Raw genomic sequence first — 19,242 nt, forward strand, 5'->3', positions numbered from 1 at the left:
AATCACTATCGGAGGTGAAGAATGCCGTTGTTAGATAGTTTCACAGTCGACCATACCCGCATGGAAGCACCGGCGGTGCGCGTTGCGAAGAAAATGAACACGCCGCACGGCGATGAAATTACCGTTTTCGATCTGCGTTTTTGCGTACCAAACCAGGAAGTGATGCCGGAAAGAGGGATTCATACTCTTGAGCACCTGTTCGCGGGCTTTATGCGCGACCACCTGAACGGCAATGGTGTGGAAATTATCGACATCTCTCCGATGGGCTGCCGTACGGGCTTCTATATGAGCCTGATTGGTACGCCGGATGAGCAGCGTGTAGCCGACGCCTGGAAAGCGGCGATGGCCGATGTGCTGAAAGTGAAAGATCAGAAGCAGATCCCGGAACTGAACGTCTACCAGTGCGGTACCTATACCATGCACTCGCTGGAAGAAGCTCAGGAGATCGCACGCCATATCATCGAGCGCGATGTGCGCATCAACAGCAACGATGAGCTGGCCCTGCCGAAAGAAACCCTGCAAGAACTGCACATCTAGTGCTTATTGTCGGTCCGGCGATTTCCGCCGGGCCGCTATTCCTGCGCCGCTATGTCGACGACCCTCACCTTCTCGTTTCAACACCGCGCCCTGGTGCCATTTGCCCATGATTACGCTCACGGTGATAGCGAACCGTGGCATCAGCATGACTGCGCCCAGCTGCTGCATATTCTCAGCGGCGTGGTGCGGGTTGACACGCCGGTGGGCTACTGGGTTGTCCCGCCCGGACGCGGCGTCTGGCTGCCGGCAGGTACGCCCCACGCGCTGCGTGTCACCGGACAGGTCGCGGCCCGCACGCTGTTTATCGATCCGCTCGCCCGGGCCGATCTGCCGTCTTCGTGCCAGATCGTGCAGATCACTCCGCTGCTGCGTGAGCTGATCGTCACCTCGCTGGCCCTGGCGGAGCGCTATCAACCCGGCAGTCGCGATGAGCGCATTTATGAACTCATTCTCGATGAGATTCGCGGTATGGCGGTGCTGCCATTTGGCCTGCTGGAGCCCCGGAGCGAGGCGCTGCGCCGTTTATGTCACAAGGTGCGGGAAATGCCGGGACAAGCCTGGAGCAGCCAGCAGGCGGCGAAAGAGAGCAATATGAGCGAACGCACGCTCAACCGCCATTTTCAGCAGCAGACCACGCTCACCTGGAGTGAATGGGTGCGCCGGGCGAAGCTGATGGAAGCGTTGGTTCGCCTGGCGCAGGGACAATCGGTGCTGCGGGTGGCGCTCGATCTGGGCTATGGCAGCCATAGCGCCTTCAGCGCGATGTTTCGTCGGGTGATGGGCGTCGCCCCCAGCGATTACTTCCGTCCGCCGGCTTGCGCGTCTGCGCCGACCGCATGACACAGCGCCTGCAATGAGGCGCGCGCCACGTCATTATCGATTCCAACGCCCCAGCGGCTGTCGCCATTGGGGAAAATACAGCGAATATAGGCCACTGAACGGCTGTCGCTACGTTCACCGAGAGTATGTTCGTGGTAGTCCTTAATGACGAACGCTTGCTTCAGCAGCGCGCTGAGGCCGCTGGCGGCCGCGGAGAGCAGGCCATTACCGTGACCCTGAAGGCGGCGCGTCTCACCGTTGACCCGCAGCGTACCCTGTAACGCAAGCTGGCCGTCCTGTCGGCTGTCAGTTTTATACTCCAGCAGCGCCAGCGGTGGCTGAGTAACCAGCCCGTAACGGGAACGGAACAGCTGCCAGAGGGCATTCTGCGTCATCTCTTTGCCATGCGTATCGGTCTCTTGCTGAACGTGCAGGCTGAAATCTTGCTGCAGCGCACGGGGCAGCTTCAGTCCGTGATTCTGTTCGATTAACCAGGCGCTGCCGCTCTTACCGGACTGGCTGTTGACGCGAATAACCGCTTCATAGCTACAGCCGATGTCCTGCGGGTCGACGGGCAGGTAGGGCATCTCCCAACGATCGCCGGGCTGACGGGCATCGAATCCCTTCTTAATGGCATCCTGATGAGAACCGGAAAAGGCGGTGTAGGCGAGGCTGCCGGCCCACGGATGGCGAGGATGAACCGGCAGCTGATTGCAGTTCTCCACCACTTCCACAACCCGTTTCATCTCCGGGAAGCTGAGCTGCGGCGTAATCCCCTGGCTGTAGAGGTTCATGGCCAGGGTGACCAGACAGACGTTACCGGTACGCTCACCGTTGCCGAACAGACAGCCTTCTACGCGGTCGGCGCCGGCCATCACCGCCAGCTCCGCGCTGGCAACGCCGGTCCCCCGGTCATTATGCGGATGAACGCTAATGCAGACATCGGCCCGGCGGGAGAAATGGCGGCAGAAAAACTCAATCTGGTCAGCGTAAACGTTCGGGGTACTGACCTCGACGGTGGCTGGCAGGTTGATAATCATCGGTCGTTGTGCGCAGGGCTGCCAGATATCCGCTACCGCTTCGCAGATATCCAGGGCAAATTCCGGTTCGGTAAAGCAGAAGGTTTCCGGGGAGTATTCATACTGCCAGCGGGTCTGCGGCTGCTCTTCACACTGCTGGCGAATCAGGCGAGTGGCGCGGGTTGCCAGCTCAATGACCTGCGCTTTATCCATCCCGAAAACCAGCTTGCGGAACAGCGGGGCGGTGGCGTTGTACAGATGGACGGTGGCGCGATGGGCGCCGCGCAGCGATTCAAAGGTTCGCAGGATAAGATCTTCTCGCGCCTGGGTCAGCACCTGGATGGTGACATCTTCTGGAATGCGCTGTTCCTCAATCAGCTGGCGGACGAAGTTGAAGTCGGTCTGAGATGCCGAGGGGAAGGCGACTTCAATCTCTTTAAATCCGCACTCCAGCAGCAGATCCCAGAACTGCAGCTTACGTGCGCCGTCCATCGGTTCGGCCAGCGCCTGGTTGCCATCGCGCAGGTCGGTTGAGAGCCAGCGCGGCGCGTGGGTTATCGGGTTGTCCGGCCAGCGGCGGTCGGGCAGGGAAATGGGCGGCCAGGGGCGATATTTTTCACCGGGATTTGTCAGCATAGTTCTCTCCTTGTGTCGGATCTTTATCCTGCCGAAGCGCAGAGCGGGCTGCTTTAGCAAACTGGACAGAAACTAGCGAGAACTGGACAAGGTTGGCGTAGCGCCGGCAATAAAAAAGGGATCCGCAGATCCCTTCAGGTCAAACCTTAGTGCGCACCGCCGCCGCCGCCCCCGGCGCTAAACGGCGGTCTGGCAAACCACACCAGCCCCAGCAGCAGGATAAAGATCGCCGCCGAGAACCAGAAGATTTCGTTGGCGGAGATAATCAGCCCCTGGTTAGTTATCTGCTGCGCTATCCAGCCGGACGCCTGCTGTTGAGTCATCCCTAATCCCTGCAGCTGGTCATACATCTGCTGGGCGTTGGGATTATAGGGCGTCACCGACTCGGTGAGCTGCGCATGGTGCAGCGCCTCGCGGTTAGTCCACATGGTGGTGGTAATCGAGGTGCCTATTGACCCTGCCAGCGTACGGGTGAAGTTCGACAGGCTTGATGCCGCCGCCAGCCGTTCCGGCGGCAGGCCGGACAGGGTGATGGTGGTCAGCGGCATAAAGAAGCAGGCCACCGCGAAGCCCTGGATAAACTGCGGCCACGCCGAGGCGCCGAAGTCCATGCCGGGCTCGAAAGTCCAGGCGCGCCAGTAGAAGCACACCGCGTACATGATAAAGCTGAAGGTCACCAGCCGGCGCATATCGAGCTTATGGGCAAAGCGGCCGATAATTGGCGACAGGATAACCGGGATTACCCCCACCGGTGCGGAAGCCAGACCGGCCCAGGTGGCGGTATAACCATACACCTCCTGCAGCAGCTGCGGCAGCAGCACGATAGCACCGAAGTAGAGCATGTAGGCGAGACTGATGCACAGACAGCCAATGGTGAAGTTTCGCGATTTAAAGAGCGAGAGGTCGACGATCGGGTTGTCGTCGGTCAGCTCCCAGACGATCAGGAAACTGATGGCGATCACCGCGACGATTGTCAGCACGATAATCTCGTTGGAAGCGAACCAGTCCAGCTCTTTACCGCGGTCAAGCATCACCTGCAGGCTGCCGATACCGATCACCAGCAGCGCCAGGCCGACGCCGTCAATCCGCCGCTGTTCGGTACGGGTTTCGCGACTGCGCAGGGTTTGCAGCGTCATCACCACCACCGCGATGCCAATCGGTACGTTGATGAAGAAGATCCAGCCCCAGTGGTAGTTGTCGCTGATATAGCCGCCGAGAATAGGGCCGCAAATCGGCGCGACGATCACCGTCATCGACCACAGCGCCAGCGCGATAGAACGTTTGACGGGCGGATAGTTGCTGAGCAGCAGACTTTGCGACAGCGGAATCAACGGACCGGCGACGATCCCCTGAATCACGCGGAAGAAAATCAGCATCGTCAGGCTGTTGGACATCCCGCAGGCCCAGGAGGCGATGGCAAATGCCACCGTCGACCACAGGAACAGCTTCACTTCCCCGACGCGTTTTGCCAGCCAGCCGGTGATCGGTATAGAGATAGCATTCGCCACCCCGAAGGAGGTGATAACCCAGGTCCCCTGGCTCAACGATGAGCCAAGGTTACCGGCAATGGTCGGAATGGCCACGTTGGCGATAGTGGAGTCCAGCACCTGCATGAAGGTCGCAAGCGACAGCGCAATGGTCATGATGACCAGCTGCGCGCCTTCCAGCGGTTTTTGCGGTTGCATTACGCTCACTCCGAATTATCCCGCGTTAGCCTGGATGATACCGTCGATCAGTTTGTTCACCGGCTCAAGGGCGATTTCGCGGGCATTGCTTTCATAAACCGGGGATTTGCGCGTCTGGTTAGCCAGCATTTCGCCATCGCGGTTGGTGGTGTTCACTTCAACCAGCGTTGAAAGACCAATACGCAGCGGATGTTCAGCCAGCTGTTTGGCATCGAGCTCAATACGTACCGGCAGACGCTGGACCACTTTGATCCAGTTACCGGTGGCGTTTTGTGCCGGCAGCAGTGAGAACGCGCTGCCGGTCCCCATGTCCAGCCCGACGACCTTGCCGGTGTACTTCACATCATCGCCGTAAATATCGCTGATGACGGTCGCTTCCTGGCCGATGCGCATATGCGCCAGCTGAGTCTCTTTAAAGTTGGCGTCGATCCACAGATTGGTGGCCGGTACGACCGCCATCAGCGGCGTGGTGGGGCTAATCTGGGCGCCGGGCTGCACGGCACGACGGGAAACGTAGCCGCTAATCGGGCTGACGATTTGCGTACGCTGCAGCGCAAGCCAGGCGTTGCGGACATCCGTCGCCGCCTGCAGAACCGCCGGCTGTTGTTCCAGGCGGGTATTCAGCACGATAGCCTGGTTAGCGTTGAATTGCTGAATGGCGACATCCAGTTCGGCCTGGGCGCTGGCGACGGTATCGCGAGCGTGCTGCAGCTCTTCGCGGCCAATCAGGTTGGCGGCGCCCAGCGGGATACGACGATTGAGATCGGTCTGTGCCTGAGAGAGCGCCGTTTTCTTGACGTCGATATTCGCCTGCAGCTGTTTGCTGTTGATCATCTGCTGACGCGTCTGGCGAACGCTGGCGGCCAGCTGGGTTTTCGCTTTTTCAAATGCCTGCTGGGCATCGGTCTGGTCCAGGGTGACCAGCGGGTCGCCTTGCTGCACGAAATCGGTGTTGTCGGCCCAGACTTTCGTCACGCTGCCGGACACCTGCGCCATGATTTGCACCTGGTTCCCTGCCACGTAAGCGTCATCGGTCTCTTCATAATGACGCAGTACCAAAAACCAATAAACTCCGTATGCCACGGCAATAATAATAAAGAGCAATGTCAGTAGCAGAAGGGCGCCTTTGCGTTTGCCCTTCTTGCTGTCCGGTTGCTGCGGGGTTTGGCTCTCCGCATTTGCGCTCATGTTATTCTCCACGATCTTATTATTTCACATCGGCTGAGCCGACCTGTTTATCAGAAAGGCCAGCAGATGATCTGCTGGCCTGTCTGTTTTTCCTTGTCAATCCAGAAAAAGTTTTGAGCAGTTCCCGCGCTTAACGCAGCGACTCCGCCAGTACGCCATCCTCTTCCATCTGGTCAAGGCGGCTAAGCAGTTTGCGGGTGATGTGCTCGAGCTGGTCTTTCTCGCTGGTGCTCAGAGAAGACCAGAGCTGATGCAGGCAGTTGTGCTGCGGCGGTAAAACTTCGCGCAAAAACTGATGACCTTTGTCGGTGAGTTGCAGATGCAGGCAGCGGCGATCGTTGTCGCTTTCGCGACGCTCAATCCAGCCGCGTTTTTCCAGTTCATCGGCAATACGGGTTGCGTTGGTCCGTGACGATCCCAGCGCGCAGCTCAGCTCAGAAGGCTGAATACTGTGGTTTTCCTGAGACTCCAGCGTGATCAGCGCCATAAATAATGTCTCGTTAATCCCCTGCGCTTTCAGCATCTTATTGCGGTTTTCCAGTAGCTTACCTTGCATGTGCATACAGAGGCGGGTGAGCAGAATCTCCTGGAAAGGGAAATCTTCGTGACGGCTGGCGCGGAACTTGAGCATTTGCTCAATGGGAGTAAACGAACTATCCATTTGGGTATGACCTCATTAATTACAGCCGATATAATAACTATTGTGACAAATAAATCAAATCAATTATTGACTAAAATTGATACTTTAAAAGTATAAAAAAGTTGTGATTTTCCATGCTATTCCATAGGCCAACGCGCTCAGCAGCGTGGGCATAATAATGCTGCGCGTCTTCCAGAACGCCAGTCCCAACACCGTGAATCCAACCAACGTAGGCAGCAGCCGTCTGGAATCGCTGAGGATTTCCGGCACGCTGGAGACGATCAGCAGGGCGCAGATGGAGGCGATGCCGATGGTATCGAGCAGCACGCTGAGCGGACCGCGTCGCGTCGGGCGCGCGTTTCCTGCGCGCAGGCGCAGCGGCAGATAGCGAAACAGATAGTTCACGCAGCCGACCACTATCCCGATAATCAGCACGTTATTGTTCATCGGGCATCCCCTGAATGCTGGCCTGAATCAGCGCGGCCAGACAGCCGCAGACAATCCCGGCGAGAATGGCCGCTGGAATAGAAAACAGAATAATGCCGCCCAGGGCACCGGCCAGGGCGGCCGTCACGCTGAGAGACTGTTTCCGCTGGAACGAGGCCAGTAAGAAGCTCATAAACAGCGCGGGTAGCATAAAGCTCAGCGCGGCTTCCACCGCCGGAAAACCGACCAGCAGGCCGCTACCGGAGTAGGCGCCGATCAGCGTGCCGAACACCCATGATATCCAGGAGGTGAAGGCGATACCGAGCATCCAGCTTTCGCTCCAGCGGCGGTTGTCGCGAACCAGCTTTGCGGTGGCCGCCGCGAAAACTTCGTCGGTCAGGCCAAAAGCCCAGAGCGCGGTTTTTCGTTTATCCAGCGCGCGATGAATGCGGCTACGTAGCGAAGGGCCGTACAGAACGTGACGCACATCCATCGCCATCACGGTGAGGGCCGCCACCCACAGCGAGCTGCCTGCGGCGAGCATCGCGGTAATGACGAACTGGCTGGCGCCGGCGTAGATGATGCAGGAAAAGAACAGGCTTTCCAGCGGCGTGAAGCCGAGTCGGGTGGCGTTCAGGCCAAAGGCGAAGGCCACGGGAATGTAGCTAATCACAATCGGCAGGCTGTCCTTAATCCCTTCAGGCAGCGTGGCCTCACTGGCAGGGGCAGGTTTTTCCATAGCGCGTTATTTATTGATAACTCACGTGAATATCACATGATTGAACAGGTGAGATTACCTTAGCAGAGAGCGGGGCGCTTTGACACCTTGTTAAACGGCGCTGGCGGGGGAGTGGGACCGTCTGAACGTTACCCCGGCCGCGCCGGGGTAGCGGAGTGGCGCGCTCAGGTACCCGGACTGCGCGCTGCCTCCGGGCCTGAGGGCAGGTTACTTCTGCGCGGCCAGCGCTTCTTTCACCCAGCCGTCAAACTGCTGCTGGTGGGCTTTGATCCAGCCATCAACGTGACCCTGAATATCCGCTTCTGAGGCATGACCTTCATGCATCATGGCGTTTTCGGCGTTAATGTCGGCAATCGGTAGTTTCATGATGCTAAACAGTTTTGCCGCCGCCGGGTTTTTCTCTGCCCAGGCTTTGTTGGCCACGATGTGCATCGTGCTTACCGGGAAGCCATAGTTCGCGCCGTTAGCCAGTTTGGTATCGATATTTTTCTGCACTCCCGGCAGGGAGGAGAACGGAACCTGCAGCCAGACGACATCTTTGCCCGGCTTCAGCACGTCGCTGACCCAGTACGGCGTCCATGTGTAGTAGATAACCGGCTTACCTTCTTTAAAGCGGGCAATGGTATCGGCCATCATCGCCGCATAATTCCCCTGGTTGTGCACCACCGTTTTGCTCAGGCCATAGGCATCAATCTGATGATTAATGACCGCTTCGCAGCCCCAGCCCGGCGTACAACCGGTCAGATCGGCTTTACCGTCGCCGTTGGTGTCGAACAGTTTGGCAATTTTCGGGTCTTTCAGCTGATCGATGGATTTGATGTGATACTGTTCGGCGGTTTTTTTGTCAATCAGGTAGCCCTGTGCCGCGCCGTTAACAAAAACGCCTTCGCGATAGAAGCTTTTATCGCCACCGGCGGCAGCGTACATATCGTCATGCAGCGGCTGCCAGTTGACGGCGGTGAAGGTCGCGTCGCCGGAGGCAAGCGAGGTATAGCCAACGTTGTAGTCCACTTCGCTGGGCTTATCGACGGTGTAGCCCAGTTTTTCCAGCGCGCGGCTCACCAGCAGGGTCTGGAAGGTCTCTTCCGTAATGGTGCTTTGAATCGGTTTGACGGTAATGCCTTTTCCCGGTAGGTCGGCTGCCCAGGCAGCGCTGGTGGCGAGCAGAGTGGCAAACGTTGTGGCAATAATCGTGTTATGTCGCATCGTTATTCCTTATGAATGAGAAGGGAGAGCTGCGGGCCCGGCAGGTGCAGTGCCGCCGGGCGATGAGAAGACTATTTACAGAACGGGCGGGTAATCAGCCCCAGAGGACCGGTTGCGTACCAGCGACGGTTGCCGCGGCTGCGGGAATCGCGGCCGACGGCCTGGGTCAGGCGGTCGAGAATAATCGCCAGAATGACGATCCCGACGCCGCCGACGCTCGCCAGCCCCATATCGAGGCGGCCGATCCCGCGCAGCACCATCTGGCCAAGACCGCCCACGGCGATCATCGAGGCGATCACCACCATTGACAGCGCCAGCATCAGCGTCTGGTTAACCCCGGCCATGATGGTCGGCATTGCCAGCGGAAGCTGCACTTTAAAGAGCAGCTGACGCGGGCTGGCGCCGAACGAGCGCGAAGCCTCAATCAGGTCTGCGGGCACCTGGTTAATCCCGAGGATGGTCAAACGGACGATAGGCGGCAGGGCGAAGATAATAGTCACCACCACGCCTGGAACGTTACCAATCCCGAACAGCATGACAATCGGTACCAGGTAGACGAACGCCGGCGTTGTCTGCATGGCATCCAGCAGCGGGCGAATAATTTTCGCCGCTCGTGGGCTACGCGCCAGCCAGATCCCCAGCGGCAGGCCGATCAGCATACAGAACAGCAGTGCGGTCAGAACCAGCGCCAGAGTCACCATCGCCTGCGACCAGGCGCCGATGGCACCGATCGCAACCAGAGAGATCAGCGTCGCTACGCCCATCCCCACGCTGGAGATTTGCCAGGCGATAAGCGCGAACAGCACAATGGCGACCGGTGCCGGCATGCCTAATAACAGCTGCTGGAAAGCGCTGAGGATGTAGTCCACCGGCACACGGATGCCCTGGAACAGCGGGCGGAAGTGCACCACGATCCAGTCGATACCGTGCGTCACCCAGCTGTCGAGCGGGATCAGCGTTTTATGGAACGGATCCATGATGTTGAAATGTTCCGGCTGCGGCGCCGGCGCGCTGTTTAGCCAGTCGGCACCGCCGCCATCGGTCGGTGCGGATGCCGGGGTGCCCCAGGCATCGGCAGATTGTGCGGCGCTATCCGCCGCCGGTGCGGTATCCCACGGGTTAGATTGATCAGCCATTGTTTGCCCCCTCGCGATCTAAAGCCTTCAGCAGCATTCCTTTAGAAATAATGCCGATGTACTGGTGCCCTTCATCCACAACCGGAACCGCGCACGGTGCCTGGCCGACGTGGGAGAGCAGGTCGCTGAGCGACGTTTGCGCATCTACCGCCTGCGGGGATGCGAGTAACGCCGCATCAATTCCCTGACCTTCGCTCAAGGCGGATTTCAGTGAATCAATAGAGACAATACCGACAAACTTATTACCACGTTCAATCACATAACCATATTCACGGTCTTCGTCCTGCAATAATTTCAATGCTGAACGCGGACCGAAACCTGGCGTTTTACGAATTAAGCCTACCGGGCTTCGTCGGGCAATATCTTTAGCGCTGAACACCTGGCTAATATCGACACCGCGGAAGAAGGTTTTGACATAATCATTGGCGGGATTATTCAGTATTTCATCCGGGGTACCGACCTGAATGACTTCGCCATTTTGCATGATGGCGATGCGATCGCCAATGCGCATGGCTTCATCAAGATCGTGGGAAATAAATACCACGGTACGCTGATGTTTCGCCTGTAATTTTGTCAGCTCATCCTGCATTTCTGTACGAATTAATGGGTCAAGGGCCGAGAAGGCTTCGTCCATTAATAAGATATCAGGGTTGATGGCCAGCGCGCGGGCGAGGCCGACGCGCTGGCGCATTCCGCCGGAGAGCTCATCCGGGTAAGCATGCGCGTAATTCTCCAGGCCGACCTGACGCAGCGCCTCCAGCGCTTTCTGCTGGCGCTCCTGGGTCGACATGCCCGCCAGCTCCATACCAAAGGCGGCATTGTCGAGCACGGTCATATGCGGCATCAGCGCAAATGACTGAAATACCATAGCGATCTTTTTTCTGCGCACCTCACGCAGCTCGGCTTCTGAGATTTTGGCGATATCGACGCCATCTATCAGCACCTGCCCGCGGGTGGGTTCAATCAGGCGATTGAGAAGGCGAACCATGGTGGATTTTCCTGAGCCGGAAAGCCCCATGATGACGAATATCTCGCCTTCTTCAATGGTCAGACTGGCGTCTTTTACGCCAAGCGAAAGTCCCGTTTTTTCCAGTAGTTGTTCTTTAGTAAATCCTTTTTCAATATATTTGAACGCTCGCTGTGGATGCTCGCCAAATATCTTATAGAGATTCTTAATTTCTAATTTAATTGCCATGCAATAGAGAGTTTCCTGTTATTTGTATTATGTCAATATAGTACCTGGTGGAGATAATTACCTTTTTACACCCTAACATACTCAGATTCTGTGACAACCCTCAATGTCCCATCGGCGGCGAAATGAGGGGGCCGCACTTCGGCGTATTCCCCATGATAGAAGGGCTGAGCGTTGATTATTGGCAGGTGATATTTTTTACAGATGACAGGGGAATAACTGGTGAACCACGCGATTCTTGCTGAATATTACGGCAATATGTCAGGAAAATATCGCGTGGTTTTTTTGTGTGATAAAAGTTAATTATGTGAAATAGATCACCAGGAAACCGGACAATATATTCCTGGTGAAAGTAAGGTTAAAAATCCCAATCGTCGTCGGCGGTTTCTTCCGTTTTGCCCATCACATACGAGGAACCGGAGCCGGAGAAAAAGTCATGATTTTCATCGGCATTTGGCGAAAGCGCCGCCAGAATCGCCGGGTTGACCGCCGCCATCTCTGCCGGAAACAGCGCCTCGTAGCCCAGGTTCATCAGCGCTTTGTTGGCGTTGTAACACAGGAAGGCGTTCACCTCCTCAATCCAGCCGCTGTCGGCGTACAGATCCCGGGTGTAGGCCAGTTCGTTATCGTATAAATCCATCAGCAGATCGAGGGCAAAATTCTTCAGCTGCTCCCGCTCGTCGGCCGCGATGTCTTCCAGCCCCTTTTGGTACTTATAGCCGATGTAATAGCCGTGCACCGCTTCATCGCGGATAATCAAGCGAATCAGGTCGGCGGTATTGGTCATTTTGCCGCGGCTTGAAAAATACATCGGCAGCCAGAATCCGGAATAGAAGAGGAAGGATTCGAGAAACACGCTGGCGATTTTCTTCTTCAGCGGATTATCCGCCTGATAATACTCCAGCATCAGCCGGGCTTTGTGTTGGAGCGGCGCATTCTCTTCGCTCCAGGCGTAGGCGGCATCGACATCTTTGGTCTGGCACAAGGTGGAGAAAATCGAACTGTAGGAGCGGGCATGCACCGCCTCCATAAAGCTGATGTTGGAGAGCACCGCCTCTTCGTGCGCGGTCAGCGCATCCGCCATCAGCGCCGGCGCGCCGATGGTGTTCTGAATCGTATCGAGCAGCGTCAGTCCGGTGAACACGCGAATAGTAAGCTGCTGTTCCACTGGCGTCAGCGTCTGCCAGGCGGGAATGTCGTTAGACAGCGGCACTTTCTCCGGCAGCCAGAAGTTGCTGGTCAGACGGTTCCAGACCTCCAGATCCTTATCGTCCTCAATGTTGTTCCAGTTAATAGCGCGAATACGCGTTAAATGGGTCATCCTGTTCTCCTTACAGCGCGCAGGACACGCAGCCTTCGATTTCGGTACCTTCCAGCGCCAGCTGGCGCAGACGGATGTAATACAGCGTTTTGATTCCCTTCTTCCACGCGTAGATTTGCGCCTTGTTGATATCGCGGGTGGTGGCGGTATCGGGGAAAAAGAGCGTCAGGGACAGCCCCTGATCGACGTGCCGCGTGGCTTCGGCATAGGTGTCGATAATTTTTTGCGGGCCGATTTCCCAGGCATCCTGATAGAGCGCCAGGTTGTCATTGGTCATAAATGGCGCGGGGTAGTAAACCCGCCCGGTTTTCCCCTCTTTGCGGATCTCTATCTTTGAGACAATCGGGTGGATACTCGAGGTCGCATGGTTGATATAGGAGATCGATCCGGTTGGCGGGATGGCCTGCAAGTTACGGTTATAGATACCGTGGCGCATGACGTTATCGCGTAGCTTCAGCCACATATCGCGGTCGGGCAGGCGGATTCCGGCGCGGGCGAATAGCGCGCGCACTGTTGCCGTTTTCGGCTGCCAGTCGCCCTGCAGATAGCGTTCGAAGTATTCGCCGCTGGCATAGCGCGATTGTTCAAATCCGGCAAAATGCTCACCGCGCTCGCGGGCTATCTGCATCGACGTATGCAGCGCGTGCCAGGTGACGGTATAAAAATAGAAGTTGGTAAAGTCCAGCCCTTCCGGGCTACCGTAGGCGATACCTTCCCGGGCCAGATAACCGTGCAGGTTCATCTGGCCAAGACCGATGGCATGGGAGGCGGCATTGCCCGCCGCCACCGATGGCACCGAGCGTATATCACTCATGTCGGAAACCGCCGTCAGGCCGCGCACCGCCACGGCGATCGTGCGGGCAAAATCCGGCGAATCCATGGTATGCGCAATATTCAGCGACCCAAGGTTGCAGGAGATATCCTGGCCTACGCTGGCATAATCCAGATTTTCATCAAAGGTCGACGGAGTGTTGACCTGCAAAATTTCCGAGCACAGGTTACTCATGTTAATTCGCCCGGCAATCGGATTGGCGCGGTTGACGGTATCTTCAAACATGATGTAGGGATAGCCGGACTCGAACTGAATTTCTGCCAGCCGCTGGAACAGTTCCCGGGCGCGGATCCAACGTTTGCGGACCCGCTCGTCGGCGACCAGCTGCGTATACATCTCGCTGATGGCGATATCGCCAAACGGCTTGCCGTACAGGCGCTCGACGTCATAGGGTGAGAACAGCGCCATCTGCGCGTCGTCTTTTGCCAGCTGGAAGGTAATGTCCGGGATCACGACCCCAAGCGACAGGGTTTTGATGCGGATTTTCTCATCGGCGTTTTCCCGCTTGGTGTCCAGAAAACGCAGAATGTCCGGATGATGGGCGTGCAGGTAGACCGCCCCGGCTCCCTGGCGGGCGCCGAGCTGGTTGGCGTAGGAGAAGGCATCCTCGAGCATTTTCATCACCGGCACTACGCCGGAAGATTGATTTTCAATGCGCTTAATCGGTGCCCCGAACTCGCGCAAATTGGACAATAAAAACGCCACGCCGCCGCCGCGCTTAGACAGCTGCAGCGCCGAGTTCACCGCCCGGCCAATCGACTCCATATTGTCTTCAATGCGCAGCAGGAAACAGGAAACCAGCTCGCCCCGCTGCTGTTTACCGGCGTTGAGGAAGGTGGGCGTCGCCGGCTGAAAGCGCCCGCTGAGGATCTCATCGGTCAACTGCCGGGCCAGAGTCTCATCTCCCTGCGCGAGGGTGAGGGCGACCATGCAGGTGCGATCGGCAAAATGCTCAAGGTAGCGTTTGCCGTCAAAGGTCTTCAGGGTATAGCTGGTATAGAATTTCCAGGCGCCGAGAAAGGTCCGAAAGCGGAACGGGTAGCCGTGCGCGTGGTCAAACAGCGTCAGCACAAAACGGCGATCGTAGCGTGCCAGCACGCTGGCATCGTAATAGCCTTCGGCGATCAGCCATTCCAGTTTTTCATTCTGCGTCGTGAAAGAGACGGTATGGGTCAGCACGTGCGTCGCCATAAAGGCGTCTACCGCCTGGTGGTCTTTTTCAAACGGAATACGGCCATTACTGTCATACAAATTCAGCATCGCATTGAGGGCGTGGAAATCCGCCGCCCCGGCGGTTAGACGTTCTGCGGTTGTCGTTGCCAAAATTCGTTTACTCCTTTACGCACGTTATCGACATCGGTTGGGGTGCCCATCAGCTCAAAGCGATACAGATACGGTACGCCGCACTTTTGCGCGATGACGTCGCCGGCCCGGCCATAGGCGTCGCCGAAGTTACGGTTACCGGCAGCAATCACGCCGCGTATCCGCTGGCGGTTATGCGGGTCGTTTAAAAAGCGGATCGCCTGCCGGGGCACCGCGCCAGCCGTGCCGCCGCCGCCGTAGCTGGGGACAATGAGAATGTAGGGGGCGTCTACCTGGATGCGTTCCCGCTCGTTAAGCGGAATGCGCACCGCGGGCAGCCCCAGACGCTGGACGAACCGATGCGTATTTTCGGAACTGCTGGAGAAGTAGACGATCAGGCTCATGCGTTGGCCACCGGTTCGGGGCGCAGGCGGTTAATCATATCCGGGCGAAAACCGGACCAGCGGGTTTCACCGGCTATCACGACCGGCAGCTGACGAAAGCCCTGTTCGCGCAGCATGTCAGCGGCCTCCGGATGATGCTCAACATTCACCATCTCGAAGGCAAATCCGCGGCTTTCCATGGCCCGCTTAGTGGCATGGCACTGGACGCAGTCATTTTTAGTGTAAATAGTAATGCGCATGATTCGTATTTCCATTTAAGATAACAGAACGGCGCAAAAAAGTGCGACGTCCGCTATCGGTTAACTGTTCAGGAAATACTAGATGTAGTTATCTAAAAGTTCAACCACGCAATATATAGCGTTTTTAGATAAGGGGAACCCTCACGGAAGCACGCCATGAGGGCCGGACGGGTACGCCTGAAATTACAGGCGCATGCTGACCGCAAGGCGGTTAAACGCGTTCATCAGGCTGATGGCGAAGGTCAGGTCGCTGATCTGGCGTGCGCTGAAATGCTCCAGCAGCGGCAGGTAAACATCATCTTCTGCGTGGGTGCTGGCAATATGCGTCACCGATTCCGCCCACGCCAGCGCCGCCTGTTCTGCGGCGCTGAAATGCCCGCTTACCCGCCAGCCGGCCAGCGCATCCAGTTTAGTCTGCGCCACGCCGGATTTACGCAGCGCTTTACTGTGCATTTCCAGACAGAAGGCGCAGCCATTAATCTGTGATACCCGCAGGTAAACCAGTTCCAGCAGGGCGCCGTCCAGTTCGCTTTTTTCCAGCGCAATCTTGGCCTGTACCAGCGCGTTATAGACTTCCGGGCTCAGTTCGTTATAGGGCTGACGGAGTGTGCTCATGATGTTTTCCTCAATGTTGAACCGCGGGGAATGGGTTCTAAGACCGCAGCAAAATAGCACTATAATGGACTGCAAAAGATAGCCATATTTTAATGAAAAAAGCAGACCATAATGGAAATCAAAAAAGTCCCGCACTATCAGCGCATTGCCAGACAGCTCAAATCTGCGATTGAACACGGCGAACTCGCGCCGGGCAGCCGCCTGCCCGCCAGTCGGGTTTATGCGCAGGAGCTGGGCGTCTCCCGCGCAACCGTGGAGAATGCCTGGGGTGAGCTGGTGGCTCAGGGCTGGCTGGAGCGACGAGGGCAGGCGGGCACCTTTGTCAGCGAGCGTCTGAGTCCGCTGCGGGAGGAACCGGCGCGTCTGCCGTCGGGCATTGAACCGACGACGCTGCAGCCGTTTCAACTGGGTCTGCCGGCGCTGGATTTTTTCCCCCGCGGCCTGTGGGCGCGGGTGATGGGGCGGCGACTGCGAACGCAAACGCGTTTTGACCTGGCGCCCGGCGATCCGTGTGGTGAGATGATCCTGCAGCGGGCCATTGTCGATTATCTGCGGCTTTCCCGCAGTATTGAATGCCTGCCCGAACAGGTGCTGGTGACCGGCAACTATGCCGCTTCCATGAGGCTGCTCCTCCGCACTCTGGCGCAGCCAGGTCAGCATATGTGGATGGAGGATCCGGGGTTTCCGCTGATTCGACCGGTGATAACCGGGGAAGGGGTGGTCATCGATCCGGTTCCTGTCGATGAAGAGGGGATGGATGTGGCGTGGGCGCAACGGCATTACCCCGATGCGCATTTTGCACTTCTCACTCCCGCGCACCAGAGTCCGCTGGGGGTTGCGCTGTCGCTGGCCCGACGCAGGCAGCTGCTGGCATGGGCGGCCCGGCGCGACGCCTGGATTATTGAAGATGATTACGATAGCGAATTTCGCTACCGGGGTAAGCCGCTGCCGCCGCTGAAAAGTCTTGATGCCCCGCAGCGGGTAATTTACGCCGGCACCTTCAGTAAATCGCTTTTTCCGGCATTACGCGCCGCCTGGCTGGTGGTGCCCCTCCCGCAGGTGGCCGCCTTTCGCCAGCAGGCCGAATGGATGAGCTGTAGCGTACCGACGCTGTGGCAGCAGACGCTGGCTGACTTTATCCACGAAGGTCATTTCTGGCGTCATCTGAAGAAAATGCGTACCTGCTATGCGCAGCGCCGACAGTGGCTGGAGTCCGCGCTATTGGCGCAGGGGTTCAGCGTCGTCCCTCAGTTAGGGGGGATTCAGCTGGTTATTGCGGTGAACGGTGACGATCGGGTGCTGGCTCTGAAAGCCCGGCAGGCCGGCCTGTCGGTACAGGCGCTGAGCGACTGGCGGATACAAAGCCGCGGCGAAGGGGGGCTGCTGGTGAGCTTTACTAATCTGACATCGATGGCGATGGCAACGGAGGCGGTGCGTCAACTCAAAGTCGCGCTGTTTTCTGCTGATAAATAAAGTCGCTGATTGAGGATTCGGGGGATTGAGCTTCCTGAAGTAGCGATCATGCGTTGAGGCAACAAAAAGCCCCCGGGCCAGAGGCACACAGGGGCAGACGCGTATTTGTTATCTTCATGTATCGTTTATATTATCGACGTAAATTCAATAATACGCCAATAAATAGTCCAACTGCGGCAGCGGCTCCGACGCTCTGCCACGGTTTATCCCGCACGTAGCTATCGGCACAGCCTGCGGCATCGCGAGCGGCCTGCTGCACACGGTTGTTCCCGTTCAGACGGGCTCGCGTCTCTTTCAGCAGCGCCTGGGCTTTTTTCCGTGCGGCATCAGCTTCATCTTTCGCATCGCTGCCCCATGATTTCAGCACCTCTTCTAGCGTATCCGCTAATTGGCTGACATCGTTATGAATATCTTCAGCGCTTTCATCGACATTGTTGCGGTTCAGACGGTTAGCCATCGATTTCTCCCTTAATTCCATTGAGTCATTAAGTGTAGAACAAGATTTTGAATTATGCTTTTGCAGTGCCGTTTCTGGAATTTTCCGAAAGCACTATCAATGATGAATAAGGTAAGGTAAAGGTGCGGTAAAAGATAAAGAGGAATGAGTATGTATTTAAGACCCGATGAGGTGGCGCGTGTTCTTGAAAAAGCCGGCTTCACCATGGATGTTGTGACGCAAAAAGCGTACGGCTATCGCCGTGGCGATAATTATGTTTATGTGAACCGCGAAGCGCGCATGGGGCGGACCGCTTTAATTATTCATCCGGCGTTAAAAGAGCGCAGTAATTCGCTGGCGGAACCCGCCTCGGATATCAAAACCTGCGATCATTATGAACAGTTTCCGCTGTATTTAGCCGGAGATGTACAGCAGCATTATGGTATTCCGCATGGCTTCAGTTCACGCATGGCGCTTGAGCGTTTTTTGCGGGGATTATATGGCGAAGCGCAGCCGAGCCTGTCTCATAACTAATCGTATGAAGACCCGTGCCTGGATGTGAAGTAGGGGAAAGCAGACGAGCAGGCGACTGACGGTGGTCAGTCGCAGGTTACATCGGGACTCAGGCTTTAGCCTGCAGGTAAGCGCTGACGCGGAACAGACGGCGGCAGTAGTCAAGGAAATAGCCGTAAACCGCTCCCATCATCATCGATACCGCAATATTTGAGCTCACCGCCGCGGCAATTTGATGCCAGTCGGCACCGACGGAAAATAAGATAGCAATATACACCGGCGACTGGAATGTCACATAAGCCACAACATCGGCAATACTCTTCATCCAGGCGGAAGGGCTGATGTGACGTGCCAGGCGCATGGCGCGGTCGCGGTAAAATCCGTAAGGCACGGCAATAATAATGTTCACCGGAATCGCCACCAGGCGCGAGGATAACGACTGCTCAAAGGTCATTCCGGAGAGGAAAATTTCGATCAACATGTTCACAACGGTGCAGTAAACCACCATCGCAAAGGTGTCTGCTACCGCATGACGCAAGCGGGACTGCGCAGAGAACATCGGTGTGCTCCTCGAAAATGAAGTCTGATACGCCACAAAATGCGCTCTTTTACAGCGTTTTGGGTTGCCTGTTTTGATGTGCGTAGATTATCTCTCTGCACTGAAAGAGACAACTAGCTGTAAATTTTTATTTAATGGCTTTTTGTCGATAAAATACTCTGCGAAAGGTGGTTTTGTCTTCGCTGCGCTACTTTTGTCCTGATTCTTCATTTTTTATTTATTTATCAATTGGTTGTGTTTTTGGTGAGCAGAAGGGGAGGCTCACGCGAAGCCACGATTGTGCCGACTACCGCCTGAAGTCACGTTTCAATGTGATTTCTGTCAC

20 protein-coding genes are annotated in these 19,242 nt (G+C 56.7%); 4 read left to right on the top strand and 16 right to left on the bottom strand.

The annotated features are described in order from the left end of the window. The first annotated feature begins 21 nt into the window (after nucleotides 1-21). Both luxS and Q1L34_RS05455 read left to right on the top strand, forming a co-directional pair. On the top strand, nucleotides 22-537 hold the full coding sequence (luxS, locus tag Q1L34_RS05450; RefSeq protein WP_004866815.1) for an S-ribosylhomocysteine lyase: 516 nt from the start codon (nucleotides 22-24) through the stop codon (nucleotides 535-537). 51 nt (nucleotides 538-588) lie between these two features. Then, nucleotides 589-1,377 (top strand): AraC family transcriptional regulator, encoded by a 789-nt coding sequence (locus Q1L34_RS05455; RefSeq protein WP_004866811.1) that lies wholly within the window; start codon nucleotides 589-591, stop codon nucleotides 1,375-1,377. Here the strand turns inward: Q1L34_RS05455 and leuA are convergent. The 14 genes from leuA to Q1L34_RS05525 all read right to left on the bottom strand — a co-directional run bounded on the left by leuA (nucleotide 1,335) and on the right by Q1L34_RS05525 (nucleotide 15,936). Then, the gene (gene leuA / locus Q1L34_RS05460) at nucleotides 1,335-3,011 is read right to left on the bottom strand and encodes a 2-isopropylmalate synthase (protein WP_099144100.1); all 1,677 of its coding nucleotides are present in this window, start codon (nucleotides 3,009-3,011) and stop codon (nucleotides 1,335-1,337) included. The two genes, Q1L34_RS05455 and leuA, sit on opposite strands and share 43 nt — an antisense overlap. Before the next feature lie 146 nt (nucleotides 3,012-3,157). Next, the gene (gene emrB / locus Q1L34_RS05465) at nucleotides 3,158-4,696 is read right to left on the bottom strand and encodes a multidrug efflux MFS transporter permease subunit EmrB (RefSeq protein WP_327204386.1); all 1,539 of its coding nucleotides are present in this window, start codon (nucleotides 4,694-4,696) and stop codon (nucleotides 3,158-3,160) included. A gap of 15 nt (nucleotides 4,697-4,711) precedes the next feature. Continuing rightward, nucleotides 4,712-5,884 carry a multidrug efflux MFS transporter periplasmic adaptor subunit EmrA gene (emrA, locus tag Q1L34_RS05470; protein WP_004866802.1) on the bottom strand — a complete coding sequence of 391 codons (1,173 nt, stop codon included), beginning with the start codon at nucleotides 5,882-5,884 and terminating at the stop codon, nucleotides 4,712-4,714. A 130-nt stretch (nucleotides 5,885-6,014) separates the two neighbouring features. Then, the gene (gene mprA, locus Q1L34_RS05475; RefSeq protein WP_004866799.1) at nucleotides 6,015-6,545 is read right to left on the bottom strand and encodes a transcriptional repressor MprA; all 531 of its coding nucleotides are present in this window, start codon (nucleotides 6,543-6,545) and stop codon (nucleotides 6,015-6,017) included. Between the two features lie 84 nt (nucleotides 6,546-6,629). Next, entirely contained in the window at nucleotides 6,630-6,971 is a 342-nt protein-coding gene (ygaH, locus tag Q1L34_RS05480; protein ID WP_004866795.1) for an L-valine transporter subunit YgaH, read from the bottom strand. Beyond that, a complete protein-coding gene (locus Q1L34_RS05485; RefSeq protein ID WP_015585890.1) occupies nucleotides 6,961-7,689 on the bottom strand; it encodes an AzlC family ABC transporter permease in 729 nt (242 codons plus the stop codon). The genes ygaH and Q1L34_RS05485 overlap by 11 nt, the downstream gene beginning before the upstream one ends. 207 nt (nucleotides 7,690-7,896) lie before the next feature. Then, nucleotides 7,897-8,895 (bottom strand): glycine betaine/L-proline ABC transporter substrate-binding protein ProX, encoded by a 999-nt coding sequence (gene proX, locus Q1L34_RS05490; protein WP_004866790.1) that lies wholly within the window; start codon nucleotides 8,893-8,895, stop codon nucleotides 7,897-7,899. Between the two features lie 71 nt (nucleotides 8,896-8,966). Beyond that, nucleotides 8,967-10,031 carry a glycine betaine/L-proline ABC transporter permease ProW gene (gene proW, locus Q1L34_RS05495; protein ID WP_004866787.1) on the bottom strand — a complete coding sequence of 355 codons (1,065 nt, stop codon included), beginning with the start codon at nucleotides 10,029-10,031 and terminating at the stop codon, nucleotides 8,967-8,969. Next, entirely contained in the window at nucleotides 10,024-11,226 is a 1,203-nt protein-coding gene (gene proV / locus Q1L34_RS05500) for a glycine betaine/L-proline ABC transporter ATP-binding protein ProV (protein ID WP_004866784.1), read from the bottom strand. Before proV ends, proW begins: the two co-directional genes overlap by 8 nt. A gap of 355 nt (nucleotides 11,227-11,581) precedes the next feature. Beyond that, nucleotides 11,582-12,544 carry a class 1b ribonucleoside-diphosphate reductase subunit beta gene (nrdF, locus tag Q1L34_RS05505; protein WP_118860386.1) on the bottom strand — a complete coding sequence of 321 codons (963 nt, stop codon included), beginning with the start codon at nucleotides 12,542-12,544 and terminating at the stop codon, nucleotides 11,582-11,584. A gap of 10 nt (nucleotides 12,545-12,554) precedes the next feature. Further along, the gene (gene nrdE / locus Q1L34_RS05510; RefSeq protein WP_327204387.1) at nucleotides 12,555-14,699 is read right to left on the bottom strand and encodes a class 1b ribonucleoside-diphosphate reductase subunit alpha; all 2,145 of its coding nucleotides are present in this window, start codon (nucleotides 14,697-14,699) and stop codon (nucleotides 12,555-12,557) included. Beyond that, entirely contained in the window at nucleotides 14,672-15,082 is a 411-nt protein-coding gene (gene nrdI / locus Q1L34_RS05515) for a class Ib ribonucleoside-diphosphate reductase assembly flavoprotein NrdI (RefSeq protein ID WP_004866776.1), read from the bottom strand. The genes nrdE and nrdI overlap by 28 nt, the downstream gene beginning before the upstream one ends. Further along, the gene (nrdH, locus tag Q1L34_RS05520) at nucleotides 15,079-15,321 is read right to left on the bottom strand and encodes a glutaredoxin-like protein NrdH (protein WP_118860385.1); all 243 of its coding nucleotides are present in this window, start codon (nucleotides 15,319-15,321) and stop codon (nucleotides 15,079-15,081) included. The genes nrdI and nrdH overlap by 4 nt, the downstream gene beginning before the upstream one ends. 183 nt (nucleotides 15,322-15,504) lie before the next feature. Next, entirely contained in the window at nucleotides 15,505-15,936 is a 432-nt protein-coding gene (locus Q1L34_RS05525) for a carboxymuconolactone decarboxylase family protein (RefSeq protein ID WP_015585892.1), read from the bottom strand. A 111-nt stretch (nucleotides 15,937-16,047) separates the two neighbouring features. Between Q1L34_RS05525 and pdxR the strand changes: the two genes are divergently transcribed. Beyond that, on the top strand, nucleotides 16,048-17,409 hold the full coding sequence (pdxR, locus tag Q1L34_RS05530) for a MocR-like pyridoxine biosynthesis transcription factor PdxR (RefSeq protein WP_327204388.1): 1,362 nt from the start codon (nucleotides 16,048-16,050) through the stop codon (nucleotides 17,407-17,409). A 130-nt stretch (nucleotides 17,410-17,539) separates the two neighbouring features. Here pdxR and Q1L34_RS05535 read toward each other — a convergent pair whose 3' ends face one another. Next, a complete protein-coding gene (locus tag Q1L34_RS05535) occupies nucleotides 17,540-17,866 on the bottom strand; it encodes a DUF883 family protein (protein WP_004866763.1) in 327 nt (108 codons plus the stop codon). Between the two features lie 150 nt (nucleotides 17,867-18,016). Between Q1L34_RS05535 and Q1L34_RS05540 the strand changes: the two genes are divergently transcribed. Next, nucleotides 18,017-18,379 (top strand): DUF2002 family protein, encoded by a 363-nt coding sequence (locus tag Q1L34_RS05540; protein ID WP_004866760.1) that lies wholly within the window; start codon nucleotides 18,017-18,019, stop codon nucleotides 18,377-18,379. Between the two features lie 88 nt (nucleotides 18,380-18,467). Here the strand turns inward: Q1L34_RS05540 and alaE are convergent, their stop codons facing one another. Continuing rightward, a complete protein-coding gene (gene alaE / locus Q1L34_RS05545) occupies nucleotides 18,468-18,917 on the bottom strand; it encodes an L-alanine exporter AlaE (RefSeq protein ID WP_325939729.1) in 450 nt (149 codons plus the stop codon). Between the last annotated feature and the right edge of the window lie 325 nt (nucleotides 18,918-19,242).

This window comes from Klebsiella ornithinolytica, assembly GCF_030505655.1.
GTDB classification, from domain to species: domain Bacteria; phylum Pseudomonadota; class Gammaproteobacteria; order Enterobacterales; family Enterobacteriaceae; genus Klebsiella; species Klebsiella ornithinolytica.

Coding starts and splice junctions, on each gene's coding strand:
- nrdI (WP_004866776.1), bottom strand. CDS start 15,082: ATGAGCCTGATCGTCTACTTCTCCAGCAGTTCCGAAAATACGCATCGG.
- nrdF (WP_118860386.1), bottom strand. CDS start 12,544: ATGACCCATTTAACGCGTATTCGCGCTATTAACTGGAACAACATTGAG.
- proV (WP_004866784.1), bottom strand. CDS start 11,226: ATGGCAATTAAATTAGAAATTAAGAATCTCTATAAGATATTTGGCGAG.
- Q1L34_RS05540 (WP_004866760.1), top strand. CDS start 18,017: ATGTATTTAAGACCCGATGAGGTGGCGCGTGTTCTTGAAAAAGCCGGC.
- proW (WP_004866787.1), bottom strand. CDS start 10,031: ATGGCTGATCAATCTAACCCGTGGGATACCGCACCGGCGGCGGATAGC.
- luxS (WP_004866815.1), top strand. CDS start 22: ATGCCGTTGTTAGATAGTTTCACAGTCGACCATACCCGCATGGAAGCA.
- pdxR (WP_327204388.1), top strand. CDS start 16,048: ATGGAAATCAAAAAAGTCCCGCACTATCAGCGCATTGCCAGACAGCTC.
- emrA (WP_004866802.1), bottom strand. CDS start 5,884: ATGAGCGCAAATGCGGAGAGCCAAACCCCGCAGCAACCGGACAGCAAG.
- Q1L34_RS05535 (WP_004866763.1), bottom strand. CDS start 17,866: ATGGCTAACCGTCTGAACCGCAACAATGTCGATGAAAGCGCTGAAGAT.
- Q1L34_RS05525 (WP_015585892.1), bottom strand. CDS start 15,936: ATGAGCACACTCCGTCAGCCCTATAACGAACTGAGCCCGGAAGTCTAT.
- Q1L34_RS05485 (WP_015585890.1), bottom strand. CDS start 7,689: ATGGAAAAACCTGCCCCTGCCAGTGAGGCCACGCTGCCTGAAGGGATT.
- ygaH (WP_004866795.1), bottom strand. CDS start 6,971: ATGAACAATAACGTGCTGATTATCGGGATAGTGGTCGGCTGCGTGAAC.
- Q1L34_RS05455 (WP_004866811.1), top strand. CDS start 589: ATGTCGACGACCCTCACCTTCTCGTTTCAACACCGCGCCCTGGTGCCA.
- leuA (WP_099144100.1), bottom strand. CDS start 3,011: ATGCTGACAAATCCCGGTGAAAAATATCGCCCCTGGCCGCCCATTTCC.
- mprA (WP_004866799.1), bottom strand. CDS start 6,545: ATGGATAGTTCGTTTACTCCCATTGAGCAAATGCTCAAGTTCCGCGCC.
- emrB (WP_327204386.1), bottom strand. CDS start 4,696: ATGCAACCGCAAAAACCGCTGGAAGGCGCGCAGCTGGTCATCATGACC.
- proX (WP_004866790.1), bottom strand. CDS start 8,895: ATGCGACATAACACGATTATTGCCACAACGTTTGCCACTCTGCTCGCC.
- alaE (WP_325939729.1), bottom strand. CDS start 18,917: ATGTTCTCTGCGCAGTCCCGCTTGCGTCATGCGGTAGCAGACACCTTT.
- nrdH (WP_118860385.1), bottom strand. CDS start 15,321: ATGCGCATTACTATTTACACTAAAAATGACTGCGTCCAGTGCCATGCC.